At 60.9% G+C, this 17,603-nt stretch carries 19 protein-coding genes; 8 read left to right on the top strand and 11 right to left on the bottom strand.

Translation table 11 applies throughout. From position 1 onward, the window contains the following. Window positions 1-2 precede the first annotated feature (2 nt). Window positions 3-590: an inorganic diphosphatase gene (locus Q3Y53_RS06695; protein ID WP_226425981.1), complete on the top strand. Its 588-nt coding sequence runs from the start codon at window positions 3-5 to the stop codon at window positions 588-590. A 57-nt stretch (window positions 591-647) separates the two neighbouring features. Here the strand turns inward: Q3Y53_RS06695 and Q3Y53_RS06700 are convergent, their stop codons facing one another. Then, window positions 648-1,523, bottom strand: coding sequence for a hypothetical protein (locus Q3Y53_RS06700; RefSeq protein ID WP_226425982.1), 876 nt, complete (start codon window positions 1,521-1,523; stop codon window positions 648-650). A 154-nt stretch (window positions 1,524-1,677) separates the two neighbouring features. Between Q3Y53_RS06700 and Q3Y53_RS06705 the strand changes: the two genes are divergently transcribed. Next, complete coding sequence (locus Q3Y53_RS06705) at window positions 1,678-2,181, top strand: L,D-transpeptidase (RefSeq protein ID WP_226426031.1); 504 nt, start codon at window positions 1,678-1,680, stop codon at window positions 2,179-2,181. Here Q3Y53_RS06705 and hemC read toward each other — a convergent pair whose 3' ends face one another. Beyond that, the gene (gene hemC, locus Q3Y53_RS06710) at window positions 2,182-3,135 is read right to left on the bottom strand and encodes a hydroxymethylbilane synthase (protein ID WP_226425983.1); all 954 of its coding nucleotides are present in this window, start codon (window positions 3,133-3,135) and stop codon (window positions 2,182-2,184) included. 137 nt (window positions 3,136-3,272) lie between these two features. Here hemC and Q3Y53_RS06715 point away from each other — a divergent pair, with 137 nt between their 5' ends. After that, window positions 3,273-3,740, top strand: a complete 468-nt coding sequence (locus tag Q3Y53_RS06715; RefSeq protein WP_226425984.1) for a hypothetical protein — start codon at window positions 3,273-3,275, stop codon at window positions 3,738-3,740. 189 nt (window positions 3,741-3,929) lie between these two features. On the opposite strand, the gene rpoD is transcribed toward Q3Y53_RS06715, so the two are convergent. Then, window positions 3,930-5,285, bottom strand: coding sequence for an RNA polymerase sigma factor RpoD (gene rpoD / locus Q3Y53_RS06720; protein WP_226425985.1), 1,356 nt, complete (start codon window positions 5,283-5,285; stop codon window positions 3,930-3,932). Window positions 5,286-5,590: 305 nt separating this feature from the next. On the opposite strand from rpoD, the gene priA reads away from it, so the two are divergent. Then, complete coding sequence (gene priA / locus Q3Y53_RS06725) at window positions 5,591-7,840, top strand: primosomal protein N' (RefSeq protein ID WP_226425986.1); 2,250 nt, start codon at window positions 5,591-5,593, stop codon at window positions 7,838-7,840. Here the strand turns inward: priA and Q3Y53_RS06730 are convergent, their stop codons facing one another. Genes Q3Y53_RS06730 through Q3Y53_RS06740 form a run of 3 tightly spaced genes read right to left on the bottom strand, consistent with a single transcriptional unit; the run spans window position 7,841 to window position 10,330 of the window. Then, the gene (locus Q3Y53_RS06730; protein WP_303534375.1) at window positions 7,841-8,899 is read right to left on the bottom strand and encodes a DUF3153 domain-containing protein; all 1,059 of its coding nucleotides are present in this window, start codon (window positions 8,897-8,899) and stop codon (window positions 7,841-7,843) included. 3 nt (window positions 8,900-8,902) lie between these two features. Further along, a complete protein-coding gene (gene argB, locus Q3Y53_RS06735) occupies window positions 8,903-9,784 on the bottom strand; it encodes an acetylglutamate kinase (RefSeq protein ID WP_303534377.1) in 882 nt (293 codons plus the stop codon). A 3-nt stretch (window positions 9,785-9,787) separates the two neighbouring features. Continuing rightward, window positions 9,788-10,330: a DUF2854 domain-containing protein gene (locus Q3Y53_RS06740; RefSeq protein ID WP_226425989.1), complete on the bottom strand. Its 543-nt coding sequence runs from the start codon at window positions 10,328-10,330 to the stop codon at window positions 9,788-9,790. A 69-nt stretch (window positions 10,331-10,399) separates the two neighbouring features. Here Q3Y53_RS06740 and Q3Y53_RS06745 point away from each other — a divergent pair, with 69 nt between their 5' ends. Then, entirely contained in the window at window positions 10,400-10,588 is a 189-nt protein-coding gene (locus Q3Y53_RS06745; protein WP_115023976.1) for a hypothetical protein, read from the top strand. 29 nt (window positions 10,589-10,617) lie between these two features. Here the strand turns inward: Q3Y53_RS06745 and Q3Y53_RS06750 are convergent, their stop codons facing one another. Continuing rightward, the gene (locus Q3Y53_RS06750) at window positions 10,618-11,076 is read right to left on the bottom strand and encodes a single-stranded DNA-binding protein (RefSeq protein WP_226425990.1); all 459 of its coding nucleotides are present in this window, start codon (window positions 11,074-11,076) and stop codon (window positions 10,618-10,620) included. A gap of 29 nt (window positions 11,077-11,105) precedes the next feature. Here Q3Y53_RS06750 and Q3Y53_RS06755 point away from each other — a divergent pair, with 29 nt between their 5' ends. Further along, window positions 11,106-11,897 carry a precorrin-6A/cobalt-precorrin-6A reductase gene (locus Q3Y53_RS06755; RefSeq protein WP_303534800.1) on the top strand — a complete coding sequence of 264 codons (792 nt, stop codon included), beginning with the start codon at window positions 11,106-11,108 and terminating at the stop codon, window positions 11,895-11,897. Beyond that, complete coding sequence (gene cutA, locus Q3Y53_RS06760) at window positions 11,890-12,234, top strand: divalent-cation tolerance protein CutA (protein ID WP_226426033.1); 345 nt, start codon at window positions 11,890-11,892, stop codon at window positions 12,232-12,234. Before Q3Y53_RS06755 ends, cutA begins: the two co-directional genes overlap by 8 nt. On the opposite strand, the gene Q3Y53_RS06765 is transcribed toward cutA, so the two are convergent. The 4 genes from Q3Y53_RS06765 to Q3Y53_RS06780 form a co-directional block, all read right to left on the bottom strand. After that, window positions 12,203-13,216, bottom strand: coding sequence for an adenosine kinase (locus Q3Y53_RS06765; protein ID WP_226425991.1), 1,014 nt, complete (start codon window positions 13,214-13,216; stop codon window positions 12,203-12,205). The genes cutA and Q3Y53_RS06765 overlap by 32 nt on opposite strands. A gap of 41 nt (window positions 13,217-13,257) precedes the next feature. Beyond that, window positions 13,258-14,577, bottom strand: a complete 1,320-nt coding sequence (locus Q3Y53_RS06770; protein ID WP_226401404.1) for an adenylosuccinate synthase — start codon at window positions 14,575-14,577, stop codon at window positions 13,258-13,260. An 85-nt stretch (window positions 14,578-14,662) separates the two neighbouring features. Next, entirely contained in the window at window positions 14,663-15,088 is a 426-nt protein-coding gene (psb27, locus tag Q3Y53_RS06775) for a photosystem II protein Psb27 (protein ID WP_011363694.1), read from the bottom strand. Between the two features lie 24 nt (window positions 15,089-15,112). Further along, window positions 15,113-16,894 carry a proline--tRNA ligase gene (locus tag Q3Y53_RS06780; RefSeq protein WP_303534388.1) on the bottom strand — a complete coding sequence of 594 codons (1,782 nt, stop codon included), beginning with the start codon at window positions 16,892-16,894 and terminating at the stop codon, window positions 15,113-15,115. 207 nt (window positions 16,895-17,101) lie between these two features. On the opposite strand from Q3Y53_RS06780, the gene Q3Y53_RS06785 reads away from it, so the two are divergent. Beyond that, complete coding sequence (locus Q3Y53_RS06785) at window positions 17,102-17,506, top strand: resolvase (RefSeq protein ID WP_226425993.1); 405 nt, start codon at window positions 17,102-17,104, stop codon at window positions 17,504-17,506. Window positions 17,507-17,603 lie beyond the last annotated feature (97 nt).

The following is a 17,603-nucleotide window of genomic DNA, read 5'->3' on the forward strand; positions in this document are numbered from 1 at the left end:
TTATGGCCAACCTCGATCAGGCACCCAGCCGCAGCATGCCCAACCTGCTGCACGTGCTGCCGGCCTTCGCTGATGAAGCCGAACTTCGTCTCAACACGATCGTGGAGCTCAACTCCAACACGATCAACAAGTACGAGCTGATCACCGAAACCGGCCATCTGAAGCTGGACCGCGTCGGTTACTCCTCGCTGGCTTACCCCTTCGCCTACGGCTGTATTCCCCGCACCTGGGATGAAGATGGCGATCCCCTCGATATTGAAATCGTTGGTGTCACCGAGCCCCTGATTCCCGGTTCGATTGTGGAAGCCCGCATCATCGGTGTGATGACCTTCGACGACGGTGGTGAAGTCGACGACAAGGTGATTGCTGTTCTTGCCGACGACAAGCGCATGGATCACATCAAGAGCTGGGAAGATCTCGGTGAGCATTGGAAGAAAGAGACCACCTACTACTGGGAGCACTACAAGGATCTGAAGAAGCCTGGCACTTGCACGGTGAATGGTTTCTTCGGCACGGAAAAGGCCGTTGAGATCATCAAGAGCTGTGAGGGTCGCTATTTGGCTGAGATCGATCCCAAGTTGGTCGACTGAATGAGTCGGCGTTCGACTCCTAATCAGGCGGGGGGTGTCCCCCGCCTTTTTCATGGTTCAGCGTTGGAACATGTTCACCAGGACGGAGCGGCGCGCCTGAGGGTGTTGGGGGTGGCCGCAGTGGGCTCCGCGCTGCGAGGAGAGCACCATGTCTCCGGCCTTGGCAAACAGAGCAATGGCCTCAGCCCCTCGCAGCTGACTGAATTCAAACGGTCCTAGGCCGTGGCGCTTGTTGAAGCGGGCGTTACGCCACCAGAGCCGCCGTCGGCGTTGGGACCTGGGTACGAAGCAATAGGGCCCATCGGCCAGTGATTGCACATCACTGAGGTACACGAAGGATTTGAACTTCAGTGAGCGTCCATCGCAGTGGTAGCTGCGCGTGTCTTGCACGCCTCGGTTGAGGTAAAGGTTGCGGCATTTCACCCGCATTCGATTGAAGCTGCTCAACAAAAGCAACCGCTGAATCACCGATTCCTGCAGGCAGGTGTGGATGCTGCGGTTGAGGCTGTCGGAGAGGCGCTCGGGATGAAAGATGTCGATCATTCCTGCATCGCTACCGCTGCGTCCATCAGGTCGCTTGACCCGGTAGTTGATGACCGACCGATCGGCGTCGCGGAACTGGTTGTAGCCCTTCAGCACCCGCTGATCAGGAAGATTGAGATAGGCCAGGGACGCAAGGCGAGCGTGTTCGCCTGATTCGATTTCCTCGAGCAGTTGGCCGACTTCGCTGTTGATCGACGCGATCAGGTCGGCAGGTGCCGCCTCCCGCAGGCAGATGATCCCTTGCCTGCGCAGCGTCCAGGCCGCAGCGAGGAAGGTTCTGCGGTTGCTGAGGAGGTCGCCGAAGCGAAAGCTGATTGATTCAACCTCCTGGCTGAGGGCCTTGCCGTCGAGCAGGGTTGGCCGCGCCGTTGCGATCGCCGTGGAGGTCAACAGGGAGAGGAGAGATTTGAAGCAGGGTACCGCTGGATCGCAGGTCTCATGCTTGAGACCAAAGAGATCTTGAAGAGTTCAGTTTCAAGGCGGTTGTGGCTGTTTTTTTCTTGCGGCAATGAATACGTTGAGACCAATGGGTCTTGTGGGTCTCATGAAGTGGTCGTTGGTGCCGGCGCTGTTGCCTGGCCTGTTGGCGGTGGCTGTTTCTCCCTGTCTTGCTGCTGAACCTGCTGAGCTGGCGTTGCGGCGACCTGCTCGTGAGTCACGCATGGTCCTCGACCTCAGCAAACGACGGATCACCCTCGTTCGGGGTGAGCAGCAGCTTGGATCCTGGCCGGTGGCGATTGGAGATCCCAAGACGCCCACCCCCAAGGGGGAATTCGCCATCCTCAATAAGAAGGTCGATCCGATCTATGTGACCCATAAGTCGGGTCAGCGGCAGGAGCTGCGCGGACCCAGCAGCCCCATTGGCGATCGCTACATGGCTTTTCACCGCAATGGCCGCGGCGAATTTGGGATCCATGGAACGGCGTGGCCGCATTGGGTTCAGATTCGTGCGGCCGTCAGCCTGGGCTGCGTGCGCATGCTCAACAGCCACATCCGGCAGCTGTTTGATGCTGTGGATGTGGGAACGCGCCTGGAGATTCGCAGTTGATCAGGCTTCGGGGCGAACGGTGTCGAAGATCTCTTTGAGGATCTCTCCTGCTCCCTGATCTTTGAGGGTGTGGGCGAGGGAGAGGCCGATGGCTTCGGCGTCGCTGGAGGGGCCACTGGCTTGATCGCGGATCAAGCGTTTGCCATCAAGGCTGGCCACCATCCCGGTGAGGATCAGTTGATCGCCTTCGAAGCGGGTGTTCACGCCAATGGGGACCTGGCAGCCACCCTCCAGTTCCCGCAGGAAAGCGCGCTCGGCCAGGCAGCGCTGGGAGGTGGGTGTGTGCTCCAGCACTTTGATCGCCTCAAGCACTTCGGGCTTGTCCTCTACGCATTCAATCCCCAGGGCTCCCTGACCAACGGCGTGCAGTGAGATGTCGCCGGGGATCAGCTGGTGGATCCGATCGCCGAAGCCCAGCCGTCCCAGGCCTGCTGCGGCCAGGATCAGGCAGTCGTAACCACCGTTGTCCAATTTCTCCAGCCGGGTGATCACGTTCCCCCGAACGTCCTTGAAGACCAGGTGGGGGTAGTGGTGACGCAGCTGAGCCAGGCGGCGCAGTGAACTCGTTCCCACCACCGAACCTTCGGGAAGGGTGTCGAGCTTGTAGGCCTGGTTCTTGGCATTCACCACCAGCGCATCGGCCGGGTCTTCCCGTTCGGTGATGCAACCCAACATCAGGCCCTCAGGAAGGTTGGTGGGCAGATCTTTCAGGGAGTGAACGGCGATGTCCGCACGATCCACCAGCATCTGGGCCTCGAGTTCCTTGGTGAACAGGCCTTTGTCGCCGATCTTGGCCAGCGCAACGTCCAGGATCTTGTCGCCCTGGGTGGCCATGGCTTCCACGGTGATCTTCAAGCCGGGATGGGCCTTTTCCAGTTCCGCCTTTACCCAGTTGGTTTGCACCATGGCCAGCTGGCTGCGTCGTGAGGCGATGCGCAGTTCGGTGAGGGCCATGGAAAGGGCGAATCAGCCGCCCAGCCTACGCTTTTGGGCTTGGATTGATTGGTTCGTCTTCACGAGGTTGTGAAGCTTCGAAAGGGAAGATCTCTTTGTGAAGAACACTTAACATTCCTCAGAACCGCAGGACAGCCATGCCAGGACCCGTCGTCAATGGCGTTCGTCAGGCCGGAGTGATTGGCTCGGTTGCCCCGGACCCCCAAGAGCAGGAGGCCATGCTCCCCTTGGTGGCTGAGGGCTGCATTCGTCTAATCCTGTTGTGCAGTGGTGATGTCCTAATGGCGCGACTGCGCCACACCACAGATCGCGATGGAGACCATGCCTTTCAACTGCTTCGGCCCCGTCTGGTGCGCTCAGCGGCGGAGCCCTCGCAGGACGGGCAGTCCAGCTGGGTGCTTCAGCCTTACCTTTCGGGGCTGACGTCGCAGCACAATCTGGTTCTGTTCAAGGGGGCAGTGGCCTCTGTGCTTGAACCAGATGCTCGCTTGCTCCAAACCTATGCCCTGGAAACACGCCAGGAGTGTCCCTTAGAAGAAACTCCGGTGGAGCGCTTGAAGCGTGCCTTTCAGGAATTCACTGAGACCTTCGAAGACAATCAGTGAACCTGTTGCACTGAGCTTTTGTTTTCCAAAGGAAAACCCCAGTCTCAGACTGGGGTTTGATCTCTTCCGTGTGAGGAGGGCGTCTCAATTCCCTCACGCTTGTTATAGGAGCCCGACACACCATTGAGCCAGGGGGAATGTACTTATGTATTACTCCCGTGACTGTTTGATGGCAGGCTCAGTTCGGGTTTACTTGATGTATTCCTTGAGCACCCCATTGCGGTTGGGGTGGCGCAATTTGCGCAGGGCCTTGGCTTCGATCTGACGGATCCGTTCACGGGTCACGTCAAAAATCTGGCCAATTTCCTCGAGGGTTTTCATCCGCCCGTCGTCCAATCCGTAGCGCAGTCGCAGCACATCGCGTTCGCGGGGGCTGAGGGTGGCCAAAACACCCTCCAGGTCTTCACGAAGCAGGTTCTTGGCAACGTCCTGTTCGGGATTCTCGATGTCGGCTTCGATGAAATCGCCCAGGCGGGAATCCTCTTCCTTGCCGATTGGGGTCTCCAGGGAGATCGGCAGCTGGGCACTCTTGGCGATGAAGCGCAGTTTTTCGATGGTCATTTCCATCGATTCGGCGATTTCCTCTTCCGTTGGCTTCCGGCCGAATTCCTGAGAGAGAACCTTGGTGGTTTTCTTGATCCTGGAGATCGTTTCGTAGAGGTGCACCGGCAGGCGGATGGTGCGGCTCTGGTCGGCAATGGCGCGTGTGATTGCCTGACGAATCCACCAGGTGGCGTAAGTGGAGAACTTATAGCCCTTTTCGTGATCGAACTTTTCGGCTGCCCGAATCAGGCCAAGGCTTCCTTCCTGAATCAGGTCTTGGAAGCTCAGGCCCCGATTCATGTACTTCTTGGCAATCGAGACCACCAGGCGCAAGTTGGATTGCACCATCTTTTCCTTGGCTCGTCGGCCCAGCATCAAGCGCCGGCGGAAGCGGATGAGCGGCATTTCCACGAGGGCCGCCCACTCTTTGTTGTCGGGTTCCCGGCCGTTGTCGCTTTCAAATTGAGCGGCAAGTTCCTCGAGATAAAGAAGATCGGCAATTTTGCGGGCCAGTTCGATCTCTTCGTCGGGACGCAGCAGTCGAATCCGGCCGATTTCCTGCAGATAAACCCGGATGGAGTCTTCGGTGTAAACGCCTTTAGGCCCGATCTTGATGCTGGCCAGGGCTTTGGCCTTGGCTTCTTTCTCAGCGGCTGCGGTTTTGGCTTTCTCTTCGGCGGTGGGTTTTGCTGCAGCTGCTTTAGCTGTCGAGGCTTTGGTGGCTGCTTTCTTTGTTGTGGCCTTTTTCGTAGTGGTTTTCGCCTTGGTGGTTTTCGCCGCAGCCTTTTTGGTTGATCCCGAAGGCTTGGCTTGATCCGCAGCGGCCAGTAGTTCGTCGGCCGCTGCGCTCAGGTCCTTTGCGCTCGCCTTACTGGTTCGTCGGCGTGCGGGGGCCTTTTTGGTCTCTTTTTCGGAATCCATGGTGACTTCCTTCACCTTGCCATCAGCATTGGCCAGAAGAACAATGTCCGGCTTGGCAGCTTTGGTGGCAGCAGGGGTCATGGTGTTAGTCGAAGTCGGATGAAGGGGAAACGCAAAAGCGGCAGAAACACACCAGCGGCAAAAGCCGGAACCAGAGACTTCCGTTTAAACGAAAGAGAACGACGCAGCTGACGCTGAGACGGAGTTCATTGGTTGACGGTGGTGTCCGCGAGTCGACGAAACGCTTGGACTGATTGTCTCTGTGCTGCCCGGGGTGGTCTCAGACCGGTCAAAGTGGCAAGGAATAAAACCTTGACTTCAGACTCTGTGTCTTCCCTCTGGATCGAGCGCAGGGTTGGCAGAAATTGCCCAACATCTCCACGTTAATGAAGTCTTCCGAAGTTTGCAAGGTCCTGTCGCATTCGCGGCGATGCGTTGAGGTCTGGCTGGAGGCCGGGCGAGAAGGGCGGTCCTTCAGCTATGCCGCAGATCCCACCATGGGATTGATGCCGGGAGATCTGGTGCGGGTGCGCCTCCGGGGTCGAGCCATGCATGGGCTGGTGGTGGCGGAGCGGGAGTGGGCTGAGCAGGATCTTCAGGAGCTGCAACCGGTGGAATCACTCCTGCAGCGAGCTGCTGTCGATTCGGATTGGTACAGCTGGCTGGAACGGGTGGCGGTCCGTTGCCATCTCAGTGTCTTTCGCACCTTGAAGGCGGCTCTGCCGGCGGGCTGGATTGGTCAGGCCGGCCAGCGTTCCCTAGCCGGCGGGCGTCAAATGTGGTGGATCCAGGCCCGTGTCCCCCCTGATGCTGCGGACCAACCCACCCCGCGCCAGCGGGAGCTTCTGGCTTGGTTGGAAGGCCAGGGCAATGGCGTTTGGCAACGGGACCTGGTGGCTTGTGGGTTTGGTGCCCAATTGCTGCCCCCCCTGATCCAGCAGGGTTACCTGGAGCGTGAGCAGCGTCGTTGTGAAGACCAGGGTTCCTCAGGTGGTGCTGGCCCCAAGGAGTGCCCCCAGGCTTTGACTGCTGAGCAGCAGGCCGTGGTCGATGCCTACCAACAGCTTTCTCCGGGGCGTGGACTGCTGCTCTGGGGAATCACCGGCTCCGGCAAGACCGAGGTGTATCTCCAACTGGCTGCTCAGGAGCTTGAGCGGGGCCGGCACGTCCTGCTGCTCACCCCCGAGATCGGATTGATCCCCCAACTCGTCGACCGCTGCCGCAAACGCTTTGGCTCGCGCGTCGTGGAATACCACAGCGGTTGTGGTGACGCCGAACGGGTTCGAACTTGGCGACGCTGTCTTGCTGCCGAACAGCCGTTGGTGGTGGTGGGAACCCGCTCCGCTGTGTTCGTGCCGTTGAAGCCACTGGGGCTGGTTGTTTTGGATGAGGAGCACGACAGCTCTTATAAGCAAGACGCCCCAATGCCCTGCTATCACGCCAGGGACTTGGCCTTGGACCGAGTTGTGATGCAACAGGCACGGCTTGTGCTGGGCAGCGCCACACCGTCGCTCGAGAGCTGGATTCAATCGGGCCCCGATGGTGCCTTGACCTTGGTGTGCCTGACCGAGCGGATTTCCCGGCAGGCCCTACCTCCTGTGCATGTCATCGACATGCGCCATGAGCTGGCCGAAGGGCACAAGCGTCTGGTCAGTCGCGCCTTGATGGATCGTCTTGCAGCGCTGCGGGAGCAGGGCGAACAGGCCGTGGTTTTGGTTCCTCGTCGGGGGTACAGCCCCTTTTTGAGCTGCCGCAGTTGCGGCGAGGTGGTGATGTGCCCCCACTGCGATGTGGCGCTCACCGTTCACCGCGGCCAGGGCGGACGTCAGTGGCTGCGATGCCATTGGTGTGACCATCGTGAGGATCTGGAGAACCGTTGCAGTCAATGCGGTTCCACGGCATTTAAACCCTTTGGGGCCGGTACCCAGAAGGTTTTGGAACTGCTCTCCCAGGAGCTCGAAGGCCTTCGATTGCTCCGCTTTGACCGCGATTCCACCGGGGGGCGTGATGGCCATCGACGCCTGTTGGACCGTTTTGCTGCCGGTGAAGCCGATGTCTTGATCGGCACGCAGATGCTGGCCAAGGGCATGGATCTGCCGAGGGTCACTCTGGCGGCGGTACTGGCGGCGGATGGGCTTCTGCACCGCCCCGATCTCCGCGCAGGAGAGCAGGCCCTGCAGTTGCTGTTGCAGTTGGCGGGCCGTGCTGGTCGAGGTGAGCGACCGGGGCAGGTGTTGGTGCAGACCTACACCCCAGAGCACCCGGTGATTCAACACCTGGTGGATGGTCGTTATGAAGCGTTCCTCTCCCAGGAAGTGGCCCTCCGCAAGGAAGCCGGTCTGGTGCCCTTCAGTCGCGCTTGTCTGCTGCGACTGTCTGGAGATTCCCCCAGCAAAACAGCAACGGCGGCAGCGGTTCTGGCGGAGCGGATCCGACCGATTTGTCAGCGCCAGAGCTGGTGGCTGTTGGGTCCGGCCCCGGCCCCGGTGGCCCGGGTGGCTGGCCGGAGCCGATGGCAGTTGTTGCTGCACGGTCCGGCGGGCTCCTCGCTTCCGTTGCCTCCGGGGCAGGCCCTTTGGGATGGCTTGCCCAAGGGTGTTGCGCTGACTGTGGATCCAGATCCGCAGCAGCTTTGATCAGGAGGGCAGCTCTGGGAAGCCAAAGCCCAGTTTCCGCCGCACCACCTGCAGCACCATGCTGCTGGTCAACAGCATCAGGATCACCACGGCCCCCAGGCCAAGCGGATTCCAGCGCCAGCCCTGCCAGCTGACTTCGGTGGTGGTGCCGGAAAGAGCCGTGCGCTCAACCCGCCCATGGTTGAGGCTCAGATGAACGTCGAGCCCAGGGATCTCGGGCAGACCGTTGAGGTCCACCATCAGCTGAAGGTGCTGCTGCACCCCCAGCAGCCAGTTGCGTTCTTCGAGCTTGAGCACCGGTGCAGGGAGTGAGACTCCAGCCGCGCGACCAGCCACGGCAACCACGGCGGCCATTTGTTGCGCCAGCTCGTGCGATGACACAACACGGCTGCTGATTTTTTGGCGCCCTGGGCCTGTTTGTTCGATCTTCAGCCCGGGCACATCCCGTTGCAGGTCTCGCTCGAATTGCTCCTGCCAGGGCAGCGGCCGTTCCTGGGTGCTCCGCATGTCCCAAGTGAGGGCCAGTCGATCCGGGCCGCGAAGGTCGAGATCAGCCTCGATTTGCACGCAGCCACTCAGCAACAGCGTGATCCCCAGCAGAACCGCCATCACCAGCACGGCGAAACCAGCCCCCGGTGAACGCGTCGGACCCGTTGGTGGTGGCGGCGGGGGTTCGGGTCGCCGCGACCGCCGCCGCCGCATGGTGGAGGTCTGCCCGCTGCCGGAGCCATTCAGCTCCAGTTGCGGCATCCGCATCGACCAGCGTTCCGGACGATCCAGGCTGGGGGCTTCCAGAATCCCGAGCAGTTGTTTGGCTTGCTGGCGCAACTTGGGATCACGGCAGCGACTCAGCAGCCTGCAGGTGGCGATGGCTTTGTCGTCCTGCCCCTGGCCCATCCAGGCGGTGATCATCAGGAGCCGAAGGCCCGGCCCCTCCGGGCTATTGATCGGGTATTGCTCCGCTAGGGGGAGAAGCAGCTCCAGGCTCTGGCCGTAGTCCCCGCGCTCCAGGGCTGCCTCCGCTTCAGAGAGGTCCAGTGCTGCGTCCTGCTCGCTCACCCTCTAGCCGCGTCCCACCACCATGGTGCCGATGCCTGCGTCGGTGAAGACTTCGAGCAAGAGGGCATGGGGAACCCGCCCATCAATGATGTGGGCGGCTGACACGCCCTGGGCCAAGGCACGGATGCAACATTCCGTTTTGGGCGTCATGCCCCCTGCGACCACTCCGTCCTCGATCAGCTGTCTTGCCTCTGAGAGGCGCAGTTTGCGGATCAGGGAGTCGGGATCGTCCCGGTCTTCAAGGATGCCGGGGGTGTCGGTCAGCAGGATCAATTTTTCGGCTTCCAGGGCCGCCGCCAGCTCTCCAGCGACCGTATCGGCATTGATGTTGTGGGCTTGCCCGTCATCAGGGGTTGCGGCAACGCTGGAAATGACAGGCACATAACCCTTCTCCAGCAGCGGTTCGAGCACATCGGGGTTGACGCGGGCAACGTCCCCCACCAGCCCATGGCTGCCGTCCCCCCAGGGGCGTGCCTCCACAAGGCTTCCGTCACTTCCGCTCAAACCAACCGCACGGGTGCCGAGTTGGTTGAGTCCATTCACGATTTGCTTGTTGACGCGGCCCACCAGCACCATTTCCACCACGTCCATGGTGTCGGCGTCGGTGACGCGCAGTCCGTCGCGGAATTCGGCGGGGATTTCCAGACGCTGAAGCCATTGGTTGATTTCGGGCCCGCCGCCATGAACCACCACGGGTTGGACCCCAACGCAGGCCAGCAGAGCCAGGTCGCGAAAGACGGCAGCACGCAGCTCGGCATGGGCCATGGCAGCTCCGCCGTACTTGATCACGATGCGCCGACCGGCGAAGCGCTGGATGTAGGGAAGGGCTTCGCTGAGCACCGAAACCCTGAGGGCGTCATCGTTGTTTTGGGTGGAGTGGGCCATGGCTTAGGCCTCACCCGCTGGCAGCAGAAGAACGTCCAGCCGTTGCTGATCCAGTTCCTTGAGTTCCGCTCGCATCCCCTTGGCGAAGAAACGACCGAGCCGCTCTTGCCGCTCTTGCCAGCGCTCGAGGGGGACGGCTCCCAGCAGGAAACGCATCCGAAGGCCGTAGCCGCTGTCGGAATGCAGCTCTTCGATCTCCTCCAACTGCGGTGGGGTGTCCTCGTCCCAAAGTTTGAGCGCTTCCAGCGACGACTCAAGATGGGCCTTCTGGCCGTAGCGCCAGCGCGTCACATCGCCGAGCAACTTGCCCAGTTCAGGGGCCGCAGCTTCGCGTTCTTTCTGAAAGGTCTTGATTGGTGTCACCCGGATCGCTGGTGGCAGCTCCGACGATTTCAATGCCAGTCCCCCCAACAAAATCGGGATTCCATAGAAAATCGTGGGGAGGCTGAGGTTGGCGCTTCCCGTGGCGTAAGCGGTGGCACCGACCACGGTCAGCACGCCTCCGGCGATGGTGACGAGGCTGCCGGGGGAGAAGAAATCCTTCATGAAGGCCTTGGCTTGATCGTCATTTTGACCTCTAGGCCATCAGGATGGAGATCCACTGCTCCGAGCTAGATGCCAGATCCATCGTCGACCGGGATGGATGATCTGCTCCAGCAGCTCGACCGTGATCGCAGCTGGTTGCTGCAGCAGATTGATGGTGGTCGCTGGCCCGAGCTGCGGCTGGATCTTGCCGCTCTTGAGCGGGAGCTCGGGCAACTGATCACCCGAGCCTCAGAACTGCAGGACGAAGCTGATCGTTGAGTTGCTCCGACCCGCGAGCGTCCTTTGATTCAGAAGGGGATGTCGTCGGTGTCGGGAACCAGGGGTGCAGCATTCCAGCTGGCCGGTTCAGGCTCTTTCTCCACCTTGGTCGGCGCAGCCGCGGGGGCCTGGCGGCTTGGGGCCGGGGCTGCCGGGTTGCCGGATGGGGGTGCGCCCGTGGCTGCCGCGCCAATCGGATGAAGCCGAGCCAGGGTGAATTCAGCCCGTTTCTCCTTCATGCCATCGCCCCGGGGCATGGTGTTCATCCTCAGCCGACCTTCAATCAGCAGCCGCTGCCCTGTCTGCACACGGTTCTGCAGCTCCTGGGCCAGGTTGCCCCAGCCCACCACTTTCAATTCGCCTGGAGGATCACCGTCCCGAAGGGGATCAAAGCGCACGGCCATCTCCGCAATGGGAGTCTGGTTGTCCTGGGTGTATCGAACCGTCGGTGCGTCGATCACCTCCACTTCGAGCACGCAATGGTTCATGGCTTGAGCTGGTGTCGGCGCACATCCTGATGCAAGGCCCCGCGAATGACCAGCGTCGTGTGCTGCTGCTGGCTGGAACCGGTGAGGGGCCGCACTTGGTGCAGGAGCTCTACCGCCGCAATTGGCGTGTGAGCGTGAGCGTGGTGACCGCAAGTGCGGCGAAGGCCTACGGGGGACTGCCACTCGAGCGGATCTTGATCGGTGCCCTGCAGGGCATTGGCGGAATTACGGCAGCACTGCACCAGGCCGGGCCTTTCCATTGGGTGGTGGATGCCACGCATCCCTTTGCGGCTCGGATCAGCCATGACCTGGTCACGGCTTGTGCGGATCTCGGCCAACCGCTGCTGCGTTTTGAGCGTCGCCTTGAACCGCTTGGAGCTGCCTCTCTGCTGGCTGATGCCGAGGCATTGGCCGCCCAGCCGCTCAATGGCCAGCGTCTACTGCTGGCCATTGGAGGTCGTCATCTTCCGGCCTTGACTGCCGCTGTGCGCCGCGCCGGAGCTATCCCCTATGGCCGTGCGCTTCCGTCCCCCGATGGATTGCGCGCAGCACTGCGGGCTGGTCTGCCCCCGGATCACCTGGCCGTGGTGCGCCCCCTGCTGGGAGAGGTGCCGGGGGCGATCGAGCGGTCTCTCTGCCGTCGCTGGGACATCGGGGTGGTGCTATGCCGCCAGTCTGGTGGTGTGACGGAACAGCTCTGGCATCAACTCACCACGGATCTGGGGCTGAGCTTGCTGCTGTTGCGGCGTCCATCCCCCCCCGCTGGAATGGATTGTGTCGAGGATGTCAGCAGCCTGATGGATCGGCTTGAGTGTGATTGAAGCGAGTGGGCTCGTGCTGGCCCTCACCACGGAAGCGAACGCTGAGAGTGCCAAACAGCTGGCCGAGGCCTTGCTGGAGCGCCATCTCGTGGCCTGTGTTTCCGTCCACCCCGTTCAGTCGTTCTATCGCTGGGAGGGGGCGCTGCAGGCTTCCCATGAGGTTCAACTGCTGATGAAGACCTCAGCCCGGCATGTGGAAGACCTGCGCTCAGCTATCTCAGAGCTGCACAGCTATGACACCCCTGAGTGGTTGTGCTGGCCGGTGACGGCATCACCGGCCTATGGGGCTTGGGCTATCGCTGAGCTCAGTTCAGATGCGTCTCCGCCAGCTGCTTGAGGCAGACCTGGGAGCGGGCCCCCAGTTGGGTCACGATCTGTCCGGCGCAGACGGCTCCGAGCTCACCACAGCGCTCGAGTGATTCGCCCTGGGTGAAGCCATGCAGGAATCCGCCGGCATAGAGGTCGCCTGCACCCGTGGTGTCCACCAGGTCTCCCAGGCCGAAGATGCCGACATCCCAGCGCTGGTCTCCACTCAGCACAACGGATCCCTGGGCACCACGGGTGATCGCAATCACCGAGCAGCAGCCGCGCACCCGCTCGAGGGCTTGGTCGAAATCATCAGTTTCATAAAGCGACTGAATTTCGACGTCATTGGCGAACAGCACATCGACGTGGCCATTCACCAGTTCGAGAAAACTCGCTCTGTGTCGATCCACACAGAAGCCATCGGAGAGCGAAAGAGCGACCTTTCCGCCTGCTTCGCGGCAGGCTTCGGCGGCGGCGATGAAGGCCCGTTTGGCGGCAGGACTGTCCCAGAGGTAGCCCTCGAGATAAAGCACTTTGGCTTGCTTGACCATGGAGAGGTCGAGATCCTCGGGCTCCAGTTGGGTGGAGGCCCCCAGGAACGTGCACATGGTCCGCTCGGCATCGGGCGTGACGTAAATCAGGCAGCGCGCTGTTGTGGCTCCACTGGTGGCTGCTGGGGTCTCAAAGCGTGCACCAACGGCCCGGATGTCGTGGCTGAAAATGCTGCCCAGCTGGTCGTCCCGAACACGGCCGATGAAACCAGCGCGACCGCCGAGCTGGGCAATGCCCACCATGGTGTTGGCAACCGAGCCACCGGAGGTTTCGAGGCCAGCACCACTGGCCTTGTAGAGAGCCTCTGCCTGTTGTTCATCGATCAGCGCCATGCCCCCTTTCTGGAGGCCGTGTTCAGCGATGAAATTGTCGTCCGTCTGCACCAGAACATCGACGATGGCGTTGCCGATGCCAACGACATCGAGGCTGCAGGCGCTGGGGAAACGGGTCTCTGATGACATCGACGCGTGGAAAGCAGCCCCGAAGTATGAACCTCAGAGGCTTAGGCGCTCAATAAAGCCCGCTTGGGGCCATGGATCGGATCTTCGACAACGATGGTCTGATCACGGCTGGCCCCTAGGGAGACAATGGCGATCGGCACTTCCATCAAATCGGCGAGGAAGCGCAGGTAATCCATGGCCGGCTTGGGGAGGTCCTCAAGGCTGCGGCATTCTTCGGTGGAGCACTGCCAGCCAGGCAGCGTTTCGAAGATGGGTTTGCACTGGGCGAAGTCATCGGCACTGCTCGGGAAGTGCTCGATTCGCTCGCCATTGAGCTCATAGGCCACACAGACCTGAATTTCGTCCAGTTCATCCAGAACATCCAGCTTGGTTACGGCCAGACAGTCCAAGCCGTTGACCTGCACGGCATAGCGACCGATCACGCCGTCAAACCAGCCACAGCGCCGTTGGCGGCCAGTGGTGGTGCCGAATTCACCACCGCGTTCCGTGAGCTGGTCATTCAGGCTTCCGCTTAGCTCGGTGGGGAAGGGGCCTTCACCCACGCGGGTGGTGTAGGCCTTGGCCACGCCGATGACGCGGTCAATCAGGGTTGGGCCGACGCCTGCACCGATGCATGCACCGCCGGACACTGGATTGGAGGAAGTGACGTACGGGTAGGTGCCGTGGTCCAGGTCCAACAGCGTGCCCTGGGCACCTTCGAACAGGATGTTTTTGCGAGCTCGCGCTGCCTGATGAATCGTTTGGGTGCACTCCACCACGTGGGGTGCGAGGCGCTTGCCGTATTCCAGATATTCCTGGATGACGTCTTCGGCGTTCAGGGGAGCAACGCCGTAAATGGTTTGAAGAAGTTCGTTCTTCTCTTGCAGTGGGCCTTCAAGGCGTTCGCTCAGCCGCTGTTCGTCCAGGAGGTCGATGACGCGGATGCCACTGCGCTGCGACTTGTCGGCGTAGGTGGGGCCGATTCCGCGGCCTGTGGTTCCGATCCGGCGTGCCCCCCTCTGCTTCTCCATCGCCTGATCGAGCAGGCGGTGGTAAGGCATCGTCACGTGGGCCGTGGATGCCAAGCGAAGCCCTGAAATATCAATGTCGTTGGCGATGAGCATGTCCAGCTCACCGAGCATCACCTTGGGATCCACCACCGTGCCGGATCCGATCAGGCAGATCGTGTCGGGATAAAGGATTCCAGAGGGAATCAGGTGCAGCTTGAGCACACGATCGTCAACAACAATCGTGTGGCCTGCATTCACACCACCCTGATAGCGAACCACCACATCGGCGGAGCGGCTCAGGAGATCGGTGATCTTTCCTTTTCCCTCGTCACCCCACTGCGCTCCGATGACGACAACGTTGGCCAAGAACACGGCGGCCCGAAGCCGCAGATCTGCACAATCCGCGAGTATCTCAGATCTCGGGTGGCCTCGTCAAAGCTGAGTTTGTCTTGAGGGCTCAGCTGCCCCGGACCACTGATTTCTCAGCCTTGTTGAGCTCCTTGGCGATGCGGTCATGCAGCGCTTCGGGCAGGGGACGATTGGCGTAGGAGGCGTAATGACCAGCCAAAGAATTCAGCGCTGTCTGCATCGTGGTGAAGGAGCTGAGTCCGTTCACACGGGGCTGAGGCCGATAACGGGACATGTAGTCGTTGATCAGGGCCCGCGCGTCGGCTTCGGCTTCGGCGTGGGTCGGATCGTCCTGAGGCAGGTCAATCACCGTTAGCAGGGTGCGGGAGACCGCCACGGTGTCTTCCACGTAGTCGCCGCTGAGACGAGCTTCAGCATCCCCACTGCAGGCCGTAAGGAGGAGGCATAACCCCAGGCCAAGGGCTACGGCAGCCCGGCTGAGGGGGCGAAGCAGGCGTGTCAGTGCGGAAAGCATGAAACCCTTCAATGTGGATCGACTTTAGGGGTGGAGTGCCTTGGTCAGGCAGGTCACAGCCTCAGCATGGGGAAGCTTCTGCACCTCGCGGCTGCGGCGGCACACCAGTTCAACGGTTCCTTCGCTCGCGTCGCGTCCCACCACGATCCGCCAAGGGATGCCGATCAGATCCGCGTCTTTGAACTTGACGCCGGCGCGTTCTTTGCGGTCGTCGATGAGCACATCGACTCCGGCAGCCTGAAGCTGCGTATAGAGCGCTTCCCCAAGCTGGCCCTGGGTCTCGTCTTGGATGTTGGCAACAACGACGATGGCTTCAAAGGGGGCGATGGCGGTCGGCCAACAGATGCCGCTGTCGTCGTGGTGCTGTTCGACGGCAGCCTGCGCCAGCCTGGAAACGCCGATTCCGTAGCAACCCATCCAGAACGGTTCGGTCTTGCCGTTCTCGTTGGTGAAACGGCTCTCCATGGCCTCGGAATATTTCCGGCCCAACTGAAAAATGTGGCCAACTTCGATGCCTCTTTTTTCCATCAGCCGTGATTCAGGGTTGTGTGTACAGACGTCGCCTGCTCGTGCATTGCGTAGATCCAGGCTGGTCGGCTTCTGCCCGATGGCGGCCCAGCTGGTGTTGAAACGGTGCAGATCGGGCTTGTTGGAACCACAGATGAAGCCGCCGAGTTCGCTGGCGGTTTCGTCCGCCAGACGCAGGAATGTTGGCTCCCAGGTCTTGGCTCCCTGCAGGACGTCATCGGAGAAGTCGGGCCCGATCGATCCAAAGGGGATCGGATCAATCTGCTGACGGTTGTTGTCGTCTGGTGTGATCGGGCGGCAATCGAGAACACCCTTATTCAGGATTCGACTGACGGCGTTCACAACCTTGGTCGGGTTGAGCTCCTGGTCACCACGGAGGCTCACCAGCAGGGGTTGGAGGGTGTCATCGTCCAGCGTCGCCACGAACAGCAGCACCTTCACCACTTGGCTCGGATCCCAGCCTTTGGCGTCGCAGAGGCTCTCGATGCTGCCCAAGCCAGGGGTTGGAATCGATTCTTCCGGGCCATCAGGGAGAGGAGATGCGGCGGATGGGATCGAAACAGCCTTTTCTTGATTGGCAGCGTATTGGCCGTCATCGCTGATCAGGATCAGGTCTTCCCCGGCATCCGCCGTCACCATGAACTCCTGGGAGGCGGCGCCGCCGATCGCTCCGCTATCGGCATCGACAGGGACGGCATCCAGGCCACAACGTTCAAAGATGCGGCGGTAGGCCTGATCCATGTCGCCGTAGGTCTCGCGAAGATCCGCTTCGCTGGCATGGAAGGAATAGGCGTCCTTCATGATGAATTCGCGGCCTCGCATCAGGCCAAAGCGGGGACGGATCTCGTCGCGAAATTTGGTCTGGATCTGGTACAGGTTCACCGGCAGCTGCCGGTATGACCTCAGCAGCTCACCCGCCAGGCTGGTGATCACTTCTTCATGGGTTGGGCCAAGCCCCAGCTCTCTGCCTTGTCGGTCTTCGAGGTGAAACATGATCCCCTCTCCAGCGGTGTAGCCCTGCCAGCGGCCACTCCTCTGCCAGAGCTCAGCAGGATGCAGCTGCGGCAGCAGGGTTTCTTGGGCGCCAGCGCGGTTCATCTCCTCTCGCACCACGGCGGTGATCTTCTGAAGCACCTTCCACATCAAGGGGAGGTAGGCGTAGATCCCTGATCCAACGCGACGGATGTAGCCGGCCCTGAGAAGCAACTGATGCGAGGTGATCTCCGCTTCGGCGGGAACATCCCGAAGCGTCACCAGCAGCAGGCGGGAGACGCGCATCAATCGGAAGAAAATGAGATTTGGAAGTTATCACCGCTTCGGAGGCATGCCGATCGCGGAAGTGTCTGTTTTGCTGGAATTCCACTGTGCGCCCTGAGTCTCGGCTGCTACCGTCCAGCTCAATCCAGCCTGTCCTAGGCCCGTCTCATGTTTCCTCGGTCCGTTGAATCTGTGGCGTCAAGCGTTCAACAAGCGACCGAGCTTTCCATGGATTCAGCCCATGCATCTGCGCAGGCCGAGGCCCTGGTCGGAATCGACGACGTTCAGAAATCCCTTAATCGCTCCCGTGCCTCGGTTTACCGATACACCAACACCGACCCACGCAACCTCAATCCCCCCTTCAACCCCCGCAAGCTGAATCCGGAGTACCGCAGCGATCAGAAAGATCCGCTGATGTTCCACCCAAATGAGGTGGCGCGCTTCGCGAAAGATGTTCTACGCATCAAGGAAGTCACCGTCGAGGTGCTGAACTCTCCCTCAACGGCGACGCAGCAAATCTTGGGATCGATCCTTGAGGAGCTCCGACTGATCCGAAGCCAACTCGAGGCGAGTGGACAATCACCTTCTGACCTGAGCGCACGTCTCGACCAGCAAGACCGGCCCGCCGCTTAATGATCGGTGCGTCCTGCTTTTGGCAGTGACAGAATGAGTTGATCAACGTTGTGATCGGAAGAGGGAGCTTTTGCAGCTCCCCGTTTTATGGCCTCAG

Origin of the sequence: Synechococcus sp. YX-04-1, assembly GCF_030546365.1 — a bacterium.
Taxonomy (GTDB): Bacteria; Cyanobacteriota; Cyanobacteriia; order PCC-6307; family Cyanobiaceae; genus Parasynechococcus.